The organism is Roseibium sp. QJM3NY_11 (genome assembly GCF_056173175.1).
This window is the reverse complement of sequence record NZ_CM149660.1, coordinates 5,410,685-5,424,263: the sequence shown is the minus strand read 5'-3', so window position 1 is coordinate 5,424,263 and position 13,579 is coordinate 5,410,685. Positions and strand designations below refer to the sequence as shown.

Annotated in this window: 14 protein-coding genes; 13 read left to right on the top strand and 1 reads right to left on the bottom strand. The window is 62.2% G+C overall.

Features of this window, described 5'->3' with window-relative positions:
• Position 1: 1 nt before the first annotated feature.
• The 5 genes from AC0VX3_RS24835 to ptsN all read left to right on the top strand — a co-directional run bounded on the left by AC0VX3_RS24835 (position 2) and on the right by ptsN (position 4,513).
• Positions 2–586, top strand: coding sequence for an LptA/OstA family protein (locus tag AC0VX3_RS24835; protein WP_475522750.1), 585 nt, complete (start codon positions 2–4; stop codon positions 584–586).
• 68 nt (positions 587–654) lie between these two features.
• On the top strand, positions 655–1,479 hold the full coding sequence (lptB, locus tag AC0VX3_RS24830; protein WP_475522749.1) for an LPS export ABC transporter ATP-binding protein: 825 nt from the start codon (positions 655–657) through the stop codon (positions 1,477–1,479).
• 89 nt (positions 1,480–1,568) lie between these two features.
• A complete protein-coding gene (rpoN, locus tag AC0VX3_RS24825) occupies positions 1,569–3,119 on the top strand; it encodes an RNA polymerase factor sigma-54 (protein WP_475522748.1) in 1,551 nt (516 codons plus the stop codon).
• 279 nt (positions 3,120–3,398) lie between these two features.
• The gene (gene hpf, locus AC0VX3_RS24820; protein WP_342891397.1) at positions 3,399–3,986 is read left to right on the top strand and encodes a ribosome hibernation-promoting factor, HPF/YfiA family; all 588 of its coding nucleotides are present in this window, start codon (positions 3,399–3,401) and stop codon (positions 3,984–3,986) included.
• A gap of 59 nt (positions 3,987–4,045) precedes the next feature.
• Entirely contained in the window at positions 4,046–4,513 is a 468-nt protein-coding gene (gene ptsN / locus AC0VX3_RS24815; protein ID WP_342891396.1) for a PTS IIA-like nitrogen regulatory protein PtsN, read from the top strand.
• 140 nt (positions 4,514–4,653) lie between these two features.
• Here the strand turns inward: ptsN and mdoH are convergent, their stop codons facing one another.
• The gene (gene mdoH / locus AC0VX3_RS24810; RefSeq protein ID WP_475522747.1) at positions 4,654–6,429 is read right to left on the bottom strand and encodes a glucans biosynthesis glucosyltransferase MdoH; all 1,776 of its coding nucleotides are present in this window, start codon (positions 6,427–6,429) and stop codon (positions 4,654–4,656) included.
• Positions 6,430–6,576: 147 nt separating this feature from the next.
• Between mdoH and AC0VX3_RS24805 the strand changes: the two genes are divergently transcribed.
• The 8 genes from AC0VX3_RS24805 (at position 6,577) to AC0VX3_RS24770 (ending at position 13,575) form a co-directional block, all read left to right on the top strand.
• Positions 6,577–7,599, top strand: coding sequence for a zinc-dependent alcohol dehydrogenase (locus tag AC0VX3_RS24805; RefSeq protein WP_475522746.1), 1,023 nt, complete (start codon positions 6,577–6,579; stop codon positions 7,597–7,599).
• Positions 7,600–7,638: 39 nt separating this feature from the next.
• Complete coding sequence (locus AC0VX3_RS24800; RefSeq protein WP_475522745.1) at positions 7,639–8,037, top strand: 6-pyruvoyl trahydropterin synthase family protein; 399 nt, start codon at positions 7,639–7,641, stop codon at positions 8,035–8,037.
• Positions 8,038–8,044: 7 nt separating this feature from the next.
• The gene (locus tag AC0VX3_RS24795; RefSeq protein WP_475522744.1) at positions 8,045–9,100 is read left to right on the top strand and encodes a glycosyltransferase family 4 protein; all 1,056 of its coding nucleotides are present in this window, start codon (positions 8,045–8,047) and stop codon (positions 9,098–9,100) included.
• The gene (locus AC0VX3_RS24790) at positions 9,097–9,906 is read left to right on the top strand and encodes a class I SAM-dependent methyltransferase (RefSeq protein WP_475522743.1); all 810 of its coding nucleotides are present in this window, start codon (positions 9,097–9,099) and stop codon (positions 9,904–9,906) included. The genes AC0VX3_RS24795 and AC0VX3_RS24790 overlap by 4 nt, the downstream gene beginning before the upstream one ends.
• A 282-nt stretch (positions 9,907–10,188) precedes the next feature.
• Positions 10,189–10,437, top strand: coding sequence for an acyl carrier protein (locus AC0VX3_RS24785; RefSeq protein ID WP_475525245.1), 249 nt, complete (start codon positions 10,189–10,191; stop codon positions 10,435–10,437).
• A gap of 3 nt (positions 10,438–10,440) precedes the next feature.
• The gene (locus AC0VX3_RS24780) at positions 10,441–11,622 is read left to right on the top strand and encodes an acyl-CoA dehydrogenase family protein (protein WP_475522742.1); all 1,182 of its coding nucleotides are present in this window, start codon (positions 10,441–10,443) and stop codon (positions 11,620–11,622) included.
• A 2-nt stretch (positions 11,623–11,624) separates the two neighbouring features.
• Positions 11,625–12,533: an amino acid--[acyl-carrier-protein] ligase gene (locus AC0VX3_RS24775; protein ID WP_475522741.1), complete on the top strand. Its 909-nt coding sequence runs from the start codon at positions 11,625–11,627 to the stop codon at positions 12,531–12,533.
• A gap of 16 nt (positions 12,534–12,549) precedes the next feature.
• Entirely contained in the window at positions 12,550–13,575 is a 1,026-nt protein-coding gene (locus AC0VX3_RS24770) for a DUF1839 family protein (protein WP_475522740.1), read from the top strand.
• Positions 13,576–13,579: the final 4 nt, after the last annotated feature.

Genomic DNA, 13,579 nt, shown 5'->3' with positions numbered 1-13,579 from the left:
GATGACATTTCTCAAGCGCATGATGATCGCAGGTGCTGCAATCCTGTTTGCCGGCTCCGCGCATGCACAGACCTTTTCGGATGCCTTCGCGGGCTTCGGGGCCAATGACGGTGAACCGATCGAGATCGAGGCCAGCGAACTGCGTGTCGAGGACGGCAACAACACGGCCACCTTCGTCGGCGACGTCGTTGTCGTGCAGGGTGAAACCAGTCTGAAGACCGAGCGGCTGAAGGTGTTCTACGCCGGGTCCGCGTCTGGATCCGGGTCCGGAGCCCAGCCTCAGGAAAGCGCGGTCCAGCAGCGCATATCGCGTCTCGAGGCCGCCGGCGGCGTTCACATCACCTCCAAGGACCAGACCGCCCGCGGCGATGCGGCCAGTTTCGATATGACCCGGGAAGTCATGGTGATGACCGGCAAGGAAGTCGTTCTCAGTCAGGGGCCGAACGTGGTGGTCGGCAAAAGGCTGACCGTGAATCTGAAGACCGGCCAGGCGAACCTGACCGCCGGCAGCGGCAATGTGTCGGGCAGTGGTGGCGGACGGGTCAAGGTGCGCATACAGCCCAACAGCGTGCAGAACGCCGAGTGAGCCGGTTTCCGGATCCTCACTCGACAGTCCGGGACGCAGACCTTATGTCAGGCCCCGGCAACGATCGGATGGACGGCGCATCAGTGAAGACAACTTCTCCGGACTATAACGGCCTACAAGGCGTCGCAGCGGGACCCGCGGATCAGTCCGGGGATCAATCCGCGGATCTGTCCCGTGCGCTGGTCGTCGACGGCATCGGCAAGACCTATGGCCGGCGTCAGGTGGTCAAACATGTCAGCCTGTCCGTGCGGCCCGGCGAGGCAGTGGGACTTTTGGGTCCGAACGGCGCGGGCAAGACCACGACATTCTACATGATCACGGGGCTGATCCGGCCGGATCAGGGCCAGATATCCCTGGATGGGCTCAACATCACCCGGATGCCGATGTACCGCCGGGCCCGTCTCGGCATCGGCTATCTGCCCCAGGAGGCGTCCATCTTCCGGGGGCTCACGGTGGAAGAGAACATCCGCGCCGTGCTGGAAGTGATCGAGCCAAGCCGGCACAGGCGCCGAGAGGAACTCGACTCGCTGCTGGCCGAATTCGGTCTGACACACCTGCGCAAATCGCCGAGCATCGCGCTTTCCGGCGGGGAGCGCCGGCGCGTCGAAATCGCCCGCGCACTCGCCAGCCGCCCGTCCTTCATGCTGCTCGACGAACCCTTTGCCGGCATCGATCCGATCGCGGTCGGGGATATCCAGCAGCTTGTGCGCCATCTGACCCAGCGCGGCATCGGTGTTCTGATCACTGATCACAATGTGCGCGAAACGCTCGGCCTGATCGACAGGGCCTATATCATTGCCTCCGGTGAAGTTCTGACCGAGGGCCTGCCCCAGGAAATCGTCACCAATCCTGACGTCCGGCGGCTTTATCTGGGTGAACAATTCACCCTTTGATGACAGGCGGTGCGCAACGCTATACACTGGCTCGACAAGGAATAAGCAAGAAGCAGACCAAGCGGGCATAGCGGGCACCCCAGAAACACATGGCCATTTCAACCAAGCTGGAAATGCGGCAGAGCCAGTCGCTGGTCATGACGCCGCAATTGATGCAGGCGATCAAGCTTTTGCAGATGTCCAATCTTGATCTGGTTGCCTATGTCGAGGCCGAACTGGAACGCAATCCGCTCCTGGAAAAGACCGACTCCGGAGAGACCGGCCCGGATGGCGACACCGGCTCCGAAGGCAACTCCGAGTCTTTCCCGGACAGCGCAGGCACACCGGCCGTCTCAGAGGAACCCGGTTCGGGCGACTGGATGCAGAACGACCTGGAGACAGGCTCGGAAGCCATCGCCGCGCGCATGGACACGGATCTCGGCAATGTCTTTCCCGACGAACCCGGCGTCCCGGCATCTCCCGACCCGGCATTGCTGAAAGGCGGCGACAGCTACAAGAACGTCTCCAGCGGCGGGGCTTCCGAGGACTACAACCTGGAGGCCTTTGTCGCCGAGGAAGTGTCTCTGGTCGGCACCCTGGAAGAACAGATGCACCTGGCGCTGACCGACGAGGCGGACAAGCTGATCGCCGGGCATCTGATAAACTCCCTGGACGAGAACGGCTATCTTTACATCGATCTGGGCGAGACCGCAGGGCAGCTTGGTGTCGGTGCCGACCGGATTGAAGCCGTGCTGTGCGTGCTGCAGACTTTCGAGCCCGCCGGAGTGTTCGCGCGCGATCTCGCCGAATGCCTGAAACTCCAGCTGATCGACAAGAACCGGTTCGACCCGGCCATGGAAGCGCTCATCGACAATATCGAGCTGCTGGCAAAGCGCGATCTCGCCGGCTTGAAAAAGGTCTGTGCGGTGGACGAGGAGGACCTCGTGGAAATGATTGCCGAGATCCGCGCGCTTGACCCGAAGCCCGGAAGCGTTTTCGGGTCCGCGCTGGTCCAGCCCGTTGTGCCCGATGTCTTCGTCAGGCCGGCCAACGACGGCACCTGGGCGATCGAACTGAACTCCGACACGCTTCCAAGGGTGCTCGTCAACCAGACCTACTATGCCAAGGTCATCAAGACGGCGCGCAACGAGACGGAGAAGGAGTACATGACCGACTCGCTGCAGACGGCGAGCTGGCTCGCCAAGAGCCTCGACCAGCGGGCAAGAACGATCCTCAAGGTCTCGACGGAAATCGTCCGTCAGCAGGACGGCTTCCTGACCTACGGCATCGCCCATCTCAGACCGCTCAATCTGAAGACGGTCGCCGAAGCAATCGGCATGCATGAATCGACCGTCAGCCGGGTGACGTCCAACAAGTTCATGGCGACGCCGCGCGGCATCTACGAGCTGAAGTATTTCTTCTCCTCGGCCATTTCGGCAACGGTCGGCGGCGACGCGCATTCGGCCGAATCGGTCCGCTACAAGATCAGGCAACTGATCGATGCGGAAGCGCCGAAAGCTATCCTGTCGGACGACACGCTTGTCAAAATTCTGAAGGATGACGGCATCGACATCGCGCGCAGAACGGTTGCCAAGTACCGGGAGGCCATGAAAATAGGCTCTTCGGTGCAAAGACGCCGTGAAAAAAATTCACGCCTTTAGGGGCGGCCCCATGTATTCCTCAGCGCAACTTTCGGAACGTTTCAGAGATGTCGGCTGAAACAATACCTTGGAATTCCAAGTTCCTTTTTGAAACTTGTTACATCGTTTCATAATCAATTGACTCTTGTCCAACACGCAATTATAGCACCGCCCTCGTGACGTAATGAGGGATGGCGCTTCGGCGCTGACTGGTCCATTCTGTAAGCTTGAAACGTATCGCGTTTCTGCACCGGCGGCACGCCGGTGACCTATCGGTCAATAGAAGAAGAAGAGGTCCCCATGGCTTTGCGGATTTCGGGTAAGAATGTTGATGTCGGCGATGCACTGCGCGTCCATATCAATGACCGAATCGAAGATGCGCTTGAGAAATATTTCACAGGCGGTTTTACAGGCCACGTCACGCTCAGCAGGGAAGGCACGGGCTTCAAGTCCGAGTGCAGCCTGCATCTGGACACGGGAATTGTGCTCCAGGTGTCCGCGCAGGATCAGGATCCGCGCAAAGGTTTCGATCAGGCCGCGGACAAGATCGAGAAGAGATTGCGGCGCTACAAGCGCAAGCTGAAGGATCATCACAGCCACAACGGCGCTGACCGTGAGGCGATGGATGCTGCGTCCTATGTGCTTGCCTCGCCGGAGGAAGACGAGGAAGTGCCGGTGGATTTCAATCCGCTGGTGATTGCCGAGACTTCCGCGAAAGTGAAGACGATGACCGTCGGCATGGCGGTTATGGAACTGGATTTGACCGAAGCTCCGGTCGTCCTGTTCAAAAATGCGGCAAATGGCGGTGTCAATGTTGTCTATCGCCGGCCGGATGGCAATATAGGCTGGATTGACCCGGCACTGGTGGCCAAACAGGCTGCCGAGTAGAGATACGACGAGGTCGGCTTCCCCCGGGAAGCCGGCTTCTGAAACGTGTAGGCGGACTAATGGATCTTAGTGATCTTCTGGGTAAAGACGCGGTGATTGCGAGCCTGAAGGCCAAAAGCAAAAAACAGGCGATCCAGGAACTTGCTGCCAGGGCGGCAGAGCTGACCGGTCTTTCGGAACGCGAGATTTTCGACACGCTCCTGCAGCGCGAACGCCTTGGTTCCACCGGCGTCGGCCACGGTATCGCGATTCCCCACGGCAAGCTCGTGCGTCTAGACAGGCTGGTCGGTCTGTTCGCGAAGCTGGACAAGCCTGTCGATTTCGATTCCCTCGACGACGAGCCCGTCGATCTCGTGTTTCTGCTGCTGGCGCCTGAAGGCGCCGGAGCCGACCATCTGAAAGCGCTTGCGAGGATCGCGCGCCAGTTGAGGGACGCGTCGGTCACCAAGGGACTGCGCGGCTCGGTGGACGCACAGGAAATCTACGATCTCCTGACACAGCCGCTGACCTCTTCCAACGCGGCTTAATCGGTTCAGTCTTCCCGACAGGACAAGGACCGGCCCACGTCGGTCCCGTTTGCGTCTGGGACAGGCCTTCGCTCACCATTTCAGTTTACACGATGACGCCTTGCGTCAGGCTGCCTGCGATGGCCGCAGCCGGCCGGGCCTCACGCCTTCGCCGGTTCCGCGTCGCCCTGACCGAGTTCCGGCTGGCCGGCCGCCGGGGCGGGGCCCCTGGTCAGGGCCGGCAGATGCAGGTCCAGAAGGTCCTCCGGCGGAGCGGTTTCTTCCGGGATCCGCCACAGGGTCGATGAGATGGCGAGCTGTCCGAGCGTGCGGGTCGAGGTGGTGACGGCGATCAGGCCGGCGAAGAGAGGCCCGATGGCAACGGGGATGACCGGCCACACAAGCCCGATCGGCTGCCCGGAGAGCCAGGCAAGGCCGGCCAGGCCGAAGAGCATCTGCGGCCAGAGCTTCTGCAGGGCCAGCGCGACCGGCAGTCTCTGCACGCCCCTGGCCTGCGCGCCCCAGCCGATTGTCTTGCCGAACACGAGGCCGCCCATGAAGATCGTGTGCGCCACCGCCATGATCGGCGCCAGCATGGCCGCATAGACAATCTCGGCACCGACACTCACAAGAATGCGCAACGTCCCGCCGAAGGCCTTGCGCAGATCCTGTCTCGCCAGCACGTCGGCCACTGTGGCAAGCTTCGGCGCGAACACCATCGTGAGCACCGTGAAGAACACGAGGGCGCCGGTATCCGCGCGGAACGGCGTGCCGTCGCTGACCAGGCCAAGCACGGCGGCGGCGGTCATGAAGCCGATCCAGGCCGGCGATCCCAGGAACATCAGGATGGCGAGAAAAAGCTGTGCACGGCTGACCGGCTTCAGGCCCGGCAGGCCGAGCAGCCTGCGGTATTGCAGGTTGCCCTGGCACCAGCGCAGATCCCGCCGGATGTATTCCAGTAGATGAGGCGGGTTGGCTTCATAGCTTCCGGTTTCCTGCGGCAGCACCCGGACCTCGTAACCGGCACGGCGCATCAGAACCGCCTCCACCTGGTCGTGGGACAGGATCGTGCCCGCAAGCGGTCCCTTGCCGGGCAGGTCCGGAAGCCGGCATTCTTCCTTGAAGGGCTTGATCCTCAGGATGGCATTGTGTCCCCAGTAGGGGCCGCAATCACCCTGCCACCAGGCGCTGCCGATGGTGTAGGAGCGCATGCCGAGGCGCATGCCGAACTGGAAAATCCGGGCAAAGGCACTGTCGGTCGGCAACCCGACCACCAGGCTCTGCAGAATACCCAGCCTGGGGTTGGCTTCCATGCGCCGGACAAGTCCCGTGATTGCGTCCGCCGACATGTAGCTGTCCGCATCCAGCACCAGCGCGAAATCATGCAGGTCGCCCCACCGGTCGCAGAAGTCGGCGATATTGCCGGCCTTGAACCCCGGGTTGGTGTCCCGGCGGCGGTAGACCACCTCCATCTGGCCGGCATGGCGTTCCTGAAGCCGCGCCGTCATCTGCTGCTCCTGCAGGGCGACATCGTCCAGGGAGGTGTCGCTCAGCACGTAAAGCGTGAACCGGCTTGCCTCGCCGGCGCGGGCCAGACGGGACATCATGGCGCTGAGATTGGTCTCGAGGCTTTCGGTATCCTCGTTGCGCACGCAGGAAAGCAGGGCCGTCGAACTTGTCAGCGGCCGGGAGGCGTCCCCATGCGCGATCGGGCAGACGGCGTCGACGGGATCCCGGGAAAGCCGCATCACAAGCAGGCCGATCACCGCGTTCCAGAACCCGATGATGGTCCAGGGGAGGGTCACCATGAAACAGGCGACGATCACCATGTCGAGCGCCGAATATCCCCCCGGCGACAGGGTTACGGTCATCAGCGCGGCAAGCGCCGCGAAACTGATGACAACGAGTGCGGCAAAAAGAACGCGCCTGGCGGTCATGGGGGCTGTTGATCCTTCAAATACACGCATGTCAAAAGCCTTGAACATTTTTTTGACTTCCAATCCTGGCGAACGTCGCAATAGTGCGCATGCCAAAATGTCCTAAGATTGACAGGAACCAGGGTTGATGACGGGAGAAGTTACATAATGATCGCGGAAACACCGGTGACGCGCGACACAGGCAAGGCGCAGGCGCTGTGGTACACCGGCCCTGGTGAATGCGCGATCGAGCCGGTTGCCGGCGCCGGTCCGCGCGCCGGCGAAGTGCTGGTGCAATCGCTTTTCAGTGGCGTCAGCCGAGGCACCGAGGGTCTTGTTTTCCGTGGAGAGATTCCGATGAGCGAATGGCAGCGCATGCGCGCGCCACATCAGGCCGGCGACTTCCCCTTTCCCGTGAAATACGGCTACGCCAATGTCGGCACGGTCCTGGAGGGGGACCCGGAACTTGCCGGACGTGTGGTCTTTTCGCTGTTTCCGCATCAAAGTGTCTTTGCACTCCCGTCAGCGTCCTGTGTGCCGGTTCCCGATGGCGTCCCTGCCGAACGCGCTGTTCTGGCTGCGAATATGGAAACGGCGATCAATGCTATATGGGACGGAAAACCATCACCTGGGGATCACATCTGCGTGGTCGGGGGTGGGGTTGTCGGTCTCCTGACCGCATATGTCTCAGGACGACTGCCCGGGTCAAGAGTGACGGTGATCGACACCAATCCGGGCCGTGCGGCGATCGCTGAGGCGCTTGGCCTGGCCTTCGCCCTGCCGGCCGACGCGCCCCGCGATCAGGATCTCGTTTTTCACACCAGCGCGTCGTCGGCGGGGCTTGCCACCGCGCTTGCCTGCGCCGGCGACGGAACGACTGTCGTCGAGATGAGCTGGTACGGCGCCAGGGCCGTGGAGGCGCCGCTCGGCGCCGATTTCCATTGCCGCAGGCTCAGGCTGATATCGAGCCAGGTCGGCACCATCGCCCCGGACCGGCGCGACCGGTGGAGCTACCGGCGGCGCCTTGAACTGGCGCTGTCCCTGCTCGCCGACCCGGTGCTCGACAAACTGATCAGCCACCGAATTCCCTTCGCGGAGTTGCCGCAGCAGCTTCCCGAAGTGTTGAACAAGGCGTCAGATGTTCTGGCCGCCGTTGTCCGCTATGAGAACGGGTCCGGCCACACCGGCTGAGCCCGACATCGAACAATCAGTCATTTCAGGATCACAAAGATGTTTGCAGTTGAAGTTCGCGACCACGTCATGATAGCGCATTCCTTCAGGGGAGAGCTGTTCGGCCCGGCCCAGGCGCTGCACGGGGCGACATTCGTCATCGACGCCGCTTTTCTGGCCGAGACCCTCGACGAAAACGGCGTGGTGATCGACATCGGCCGCGCTCACGAGGCGCTGAAGGAAGTGCTGCAGCCGCTCAATTACAAGAACCTGGACGAGGTCCCGGAATTCGCCGGTACCAACACGACGACCGAGTTCCTGACGAAGCACATTCACGATCACCTCGCGCGTGCGGCCCGCGACAGCCGTCTCGGGCGCGCCGGGGCGGAACTGTCCGCCATTCGGGTGACGATTTCCGAATCCCATGTCGCCCGGGCCTGGTATGAAGCCGGGATCTGATCCGCAGATGCAATCTGTCCACTTCGCATATCCGGGGGACCTGGCAACACCCAGCGGCGGGTATGGCTACGACCGCCGGATCATGGCCGGATTGCGCAAGCTCGGCTGGCACGTCGAGCCGTTGCCCCTGGGCGACGGTTTTCCGTTTCCCTCCCCGGAAACGCTGTCTGCGGCCGAAGTACGCTTCCGGGCCCTGCCGGCAGGGGCACGTGTCGTGGTTGACGGTCTTGCGTTCGGCGCGCTCGCGCATGCGGCGGCCGCCACGGATCACCTGCGTCTTGTCGCCTTGCTTCATCATCCGCTCTGCCTGGAAAACGGCCTTGCGCCGGACCGGGCCAGGGCCTTGCTGGAAAGCGAGACAAGTGCGCTGAAACATGCCGGCCATGTCATCGTCACCAGCCCGGCCACGGCGGCGCAGGTGCATGACCTGTTCGCGTTTCCCGAGGAAAAGATATCGGTCATTCTGCCGGGTACGGAGAAGCCGGACGCCTATGCGCGACCGGCATCGGACGTGACAAGGCTGTTGTCCGTCGGCACACTTGTTCCGCGCAAGGGCTATGATCTGTTGCTGGAGGCCCTGTCGGAGTTGCCCGCGGATGCCGGCGCCTGGCATCTGGACATCGTCGGCGGCCTGGACGCGGATCCGGCGTGTTATGGCGCCTTGTGGAAACAGGCCGCGGATCTGAACCTGTCCGGCCGGATAAGGTTTCACGGTGCCGTCCCGGAGGACCATCTGTCCGCTCATTACCGCGCGGCGCATATATTCGTGCTGGCGAGCCGCTTTGAAGGATACGGCATGGCCTATACGGAAGCGCTCGCCCACGGCCTGCCGGTGATCGGCAGCGGCGGCGGCGCGGTGCGCGAGACCCTGGCGGAAGGAGCCGCGCTCTATTGCGGCACGGAAGATGTCGCGGCCTTGCGCGCGGCCTTGCAGCGCCTGCTGACTTCTCCTGAGGAACGGGCCAGTCTCGGAGACGCGGCACGGTCGGCGGCACGGGCCTTTCCGGACTGGCAGGATGCCGCCGCCCGATTTTCAGACATATTGCGGGAGACAGGCCCATGAGCGGGTTTTCGACAACATGGCTTGCCTTGCGTGAGCCCCTTGATCTGGCCGCGCGGAACACGGACGTTGAGGCTGCGTTCCTGGACAGCCTGCCAACGGGGCCGGTTCGCATTCTCGATCTGGCAAGCGGCGCCGGATCGACCGTGGCCGCCCTTGCGGCGAAAGGCGTGGAGCCGGCCGGCTGGCTGCTGTGCGATCACGACCCCGCCCTTCTTGAGCACGCCGGGCAGCGCTGGCGGAAGCCGGTGGAGCAGGGCACCGGACGGATCGACCTCAGGCAGATCGATCTGGCCCGTGACCTGGAGCAATTGCCTTTCGCGGATGTGGCCGCGGTCACCACATCGGCGTTTCTGGATCTTGTGTCGGAGGCCTTTGTCGAACGGCTGGTCGAACAGGTCGTCAAGGCCCGCAAACCCTTTCTGGCGAGCCTGACCTATGACGGCCGCGTACGCTTCGATCCTGAAGCGCCGTTCGACGGCGACATCCTCGCCGCTCACGACCGGCATCAGCGCACCGACAAGGGTTTCGGCCCGGCCCTCGGGCCGGAAGCGGCATCGCGGGCGATTGCGCTGTTTGAAGCCGCCGGCTACCGGGTCGTGCAGGGCCCGTCCGACTGGCGGGTCGCGCCGCACGAAAACGATTTCCTGATGGAATTCCTGGGCGGTTGGGTCCGGGTCGGCGAGGACCTGAACCTGCCATCGCAGGCGCTCGAAACCTGGTGGCGGGATCGCGCCCGGCAAATCCGGTCGGAAGAACTGTCGGTGACCGTCGGTCACGTGGATTTCGCGGCCCTGCCGTCTTGCTGAAGCTTGCCGCCGGGTTTTTCAAGATGTCACGCACAGTGGGGGCGTCTTGAGACGCGCGTCCCGAGCAGATCTGCAGGGCCCGCACAGAACCGGTCGTTGAATGCGTCTGGAAGAAGTTATTGAAATCTTAAGATCAATTAACCTTAAGAAAATTTAATGCTATTCTTCTGTAATTTTTTACCATGCTCTTTAAGCGCAGTTTATTCTTTTTTGTACTATATTCCGCTCCGGAATGCAGGCGCAGGTTCTCCCGTGAACCGACAATTGATGGCAAGGATCATGATGAAACAGACCATACGGACAATTCTGGTGAAACACGGCAATCTTCCCGTCGCCGTGGAAGACATCGCCGACGCCGCGGATCTTTACGACGCGGGCCTCTCCTCCTTCGCGTCCGTGCAGGTCATGCTGGCCCTGGAAGAAGAATTCGACATCGAGTTTCCGGAGCATCTCCTGAACCGCAAGTCGTTTTCTTCCATCGACGCCATCGAAGCGGCGCTTTCCGAAATTGTCGAAGAGCAGGCGGCCTGATCAATGACCGCCGCCAGCAAAATCACCGCGCTGGCTCTGGCCGACCGCGCCAAGCGCGCCGCCAGGGTCGCCGCCGGATTCGCCGATCAGGTTGATACCGAAGGCCGGTTCCCGTCCGAAGGCATGGAAGCTCTGAAAGCCGAACGGCTTCTGGGGATCATGATCCGGCCGGAACATGGCGGCGAAGGCGCAAGCCTTACCGAGATCGCCGATGTCTGCGCGATCCTCGGACAGGCCTGTGCGGCGACCGCCATGACCTACGCCATGCACCAGATCCAGATTGCAAGCCTTGCCGACTACGCGGCCGGGAGCGCCTGGCACGAGGCCTTTCAGAAACGCGTCTGCGACGAGCAGCTTCTGATTGCGTCCGCGACGAGTGAGGCGGGCATTGGCGGCAATTTGCGTAATTCGCTTTGCGCGATCGAAGTCGAGGGCGACACGGCCCGCCTGACCAAGGACGCCACCGTGATCTCCTACGGCGCCAAGGCCGACGCCATCATGGTCACGTCCCGCCGTCATCCGGACGCCGCCCATTCCGATCAGGTCGCGACGGTTTTCCTGAAAGACCAGTATACGCTCGAGCAGACCAGCAAATGGGACACGCTCGGCATGCGCGGAACCTGTTCCGACGGTTACATCTTCAAGGCGGCGGCGCCCGCGGAGCAGATCCTGCCGCGGCCGTTCGCCGAGATTGCCGCCCAGTCGATGCTGGCCGTGTCGCATCTTCTGTGGGGCGCGCTCTGGTACGGGATTGCCGCCGACGCGGTGGCGCGTGCACAGAGCTTCGTCAAGGCCGCCGCGCGCAAGTCGCCGGGTCAGGTCCCGCCAGGAGCGCTTCGTCTCGCCGAGACGTCCAGCCTGTTGCAACTGGTCAAGGCCAATGTCGTTGCAGGTCTGAAGCAGTTTGAAAGCTGCAAGGGTGACGGGGATGCGCTCAACGCGATGAGTTTTTCCGTCGCCATGAACAACATCAAGATCGGCACATCACAGACCATCCTGACGATCATCAACCATTGCATGCTGATCTGCGGCATAGCCGGATACAAGAACGGCACGCCCTTCAGCCTCGGTCGCCATCTGCGGGATGCCCATTCCGCCCAGCTGATGATTTCCAACGACCGCATTCTGGGCAACACGTCGACCATGCTTCTGGTCAACAAGCAAGATACCAGCCTTCTGGGGTAATAATGGACGCGCAAGTTTCTTTTCTCGATCAATTGTTTTCCGAAGGCGTTCTGCATGACAGCGGCGTCGATGGCCTTTACGCGCGCAGCGGTGAATTCGAAAATGTCATTGCCCGCTTCGAGACCTTCGCCCTGAGCTACGGCCAGGACGAGATTTCCGAAGCGATGGTGTTTCCGCCGGGCATGACCATGCAGGATTTCGAGACCAGCGGTTACATGAAGAACTTTCCGCAGCTGGCGGGAACCGTTCATGCCTTCTGCGGCAACGATCACGACCAGATGGGTCTGCTGCAGTGCATTGCGGCCGGCGAGGACTGGTCGAAGGACCAGAAGCCGACCCAGGTCGCGCTGACGCCGGCGGCCTGCTATCCGCTCTATCCGATCCTGTCGAGACGCGGCCCGCTCGCCGCCGAAGGTGCCTATGTTGCCCTGCAGTCCTACTGTTTCCGGCATGAGCCGTCCAAGGATCCGGCCCGGATGCAGATGTTCCGCCAGCGCGAATATGTGCGTGTCGGTTCGGCGGACCAGACCATGGCGTTCCGCGAGACCTGGAAACAGCGCGGCCAGGACATGATGAAACGGCTGGAGTTGCCACATCATGTCGATGTCGCCAACGATCCGTTTTTCGGCCGGGCAGGCAGGATGCTGGCGTCCGGGCAGCGCGAACAGGAACTGAAGTTCGAAATGCTGGTTCCGATCACGTCGGAGGAAAAGCCGACCGCCTGCATGAGCTTCAATTATCACCTGGACAATTTCGGCAAGGCCTGGGACATCCGCCAGGCGGACGGCACCCCCGCGCACACTGCCTGCGTCGGCTTCGGCCTCGAGCGCATTGCCCTGGCCCTGTTCCGGCACCACGGCTTCGACACCGCCGCCTGGCCCGAAGGTGTCAAAGCGGCCCTTTGGGGTTGAGAGGATCGGGCAGACCATGACAGACGCCGTCTTTGATACCCTGAGCGCGGCCGGCTACGCGCGCAGCCCGCTTCATGCGCAGGACCGCGACTGGCCGGAGACCAACTGCTATCTCGATGTCTGGATCGAGGTTCTGCCCTCACTCGGCCTGCCGCCGGAAGCCTGCCTTGCCTATTCGCTCACCCAGGATTTCGAGGGCGACCAGTTCACCTTCTTCAAGGTGCCGCTGGAGGACCTGGAAGCCCTCTATGGCCTGAAGGTCACGGAACTGGCGATCTACGACCGGGTCGAATTCCATGTTCAGCAGCAGATCGAACGCGGCCGCCTGTCGCTGGTCGAGGTCGACAGCTTTTTCCTGCCCGACACCCAGGGCGTCGGTTATCACGCCAGCCATGGCAAGACCACGATCGCCGTCAACCGGATGGATTTCGAAAACCGGACGATGGAATATTTCCACGGGCTCGGCCTCCACCGTCTGGAAGGCGACGACTTCGACGGCGTCTTCCAGCGCGGCGCGCATGCCGGGTCGCTGCCGTTCCTGCCCTATACCGAATTCGTGAAATTTCCCGGCAGTCTGCCGTCCATGCAGCACATTGTGACTGTTTCGGAAGATCTGTTGCGCCATCATCTGAAACGCCGGCCTGCGGAAAATCCCGTGGCTGCGTTCGCTTCGGTGTTTCCGGCGCAGGTGGAGAAGGTCAGCCAGCGGGAGTTCGATTTCTTCCATCTTTATGCCTTCAACACGCTGCGTCAGCTCGGTGCGAATTTCGAGCTGTTTTCGAGCTATCTGGACTGGCTGGCGGGCCAGGGACGGACGGAGCTGGCCGAAGGCGCTGCGTTGGCCAGAACCATTTCCAACACCTGCAAGACCATGCAGTTCAAGCTGGCCCGGGCGGTCATGCGCAAGAAATTTCAGGGTCTGGGGGAAGGCCTGTTACCGGCGGTGGAAGCCTGGGACAGGCTGATGCGGCTCCTCGACCTTCAGTACGGCGAAGCGCGGGACACCGGTTTCACACCCGTCGTCAGCGCTGCCGGGGCATAGCGGC

Bases quoted from the DNA above. Each gene is read 5' to 3' on its own strand.
- AC0VX3_RS24835 (WP_475522750.1), top strand. From the start codon at position 2: ATGACATTTCTCAAGCGCATGATGATCGCAGGTGCTGCAATCCTGTTT.
- lptB (WP_475522749.1), top strand. From the start codon at position 655: ATGGACGGCGCATCAGTGAAGACAACTTCTCCGGACTATAACGGCCTA.
- rpoN (WP_475522748.1), top strand. From the start codon at position 1,569: ATGGCCATTTCAACCAAGCTGGAAATGCGGCAGAGCCAGTCGCTGGTC.
- hpf (WP_342891397.1), top strand. From the start codon at position 3,399: ATGGCTTTGCGGATTTCGGGTAAGAATGTTGATGTCGGCGATGCACTG.
- ptsN (WP_342891396.1), top strand. From the start codon at position 4,046: ATGGATCTTAGTGATCTTCTGGGTAAAGACGCGGTGATTGCGAGCCTG.
- mdoH (WP_475522747.1), bottom strand. From the start codon at position 6,429: ATGACCGCCAGGCGCGTTCTTTTTGCCGCACTCGTTGTCATCAGTTTC.
- AC0VX3_RS24805 (WP_475522746.1), top strand. From the start codon at position 6,577: ATGATCGCGGAAACACCGGTGACGCGCGACACAGGCAAGGCGCAGGCG.
- AC0VX3_RS24800 (WP_475522745.1), top strand. From the start codon at position 7,639: ATGTTTGCAGTTGAAGTTCGCGACCACGTCATGATAGCGCATTCCTTC.
- AC0VX3_RS24795 (WP_475522744.1), top strand. From the start codon at position 8,045: ATGCAATCTGTCCACTTCGCATATCCGGGGGACCTGGCAACACCCAGC.
- AC0VX3_RS24790 (WP_475522743.1), top strand. From the start codon at position 9,097: ATGAGCGGGTTTTCGACAACATGGCTTGCCTTGCGTGAGCCCCTTGAT.
- AC0VX3_RS24785 (WP_475525245.1), top strand. From the start codon at position 10,189: ATGAAACAGACCATACGGACAATTCTGGTGAAACACGGCAATCTTCCC.
- AC0VX3_RS24780 (WP_475522742.1), top strand. From the start codon at position 10,441: ATGACCGCCGCCAGCAAAATCACCGCGCTGGCTCTGGCCGACCGCGCC.
- AC0VX3_RS24775 (WP_475522741.1), top strand. From the start codon at position 11,625: ATGGACGCGCAAGTTTCTTTTCTCGATCAATTGTTTTCCGAAGGCGTT.
- AC0VX3_RS24770 (WP_475522740.1), top strand. From the start codon at position 12,550: ATGACAGACGCCGTCTTTGATACCCTGAGCGCGGCCGGCTACGCGCGC.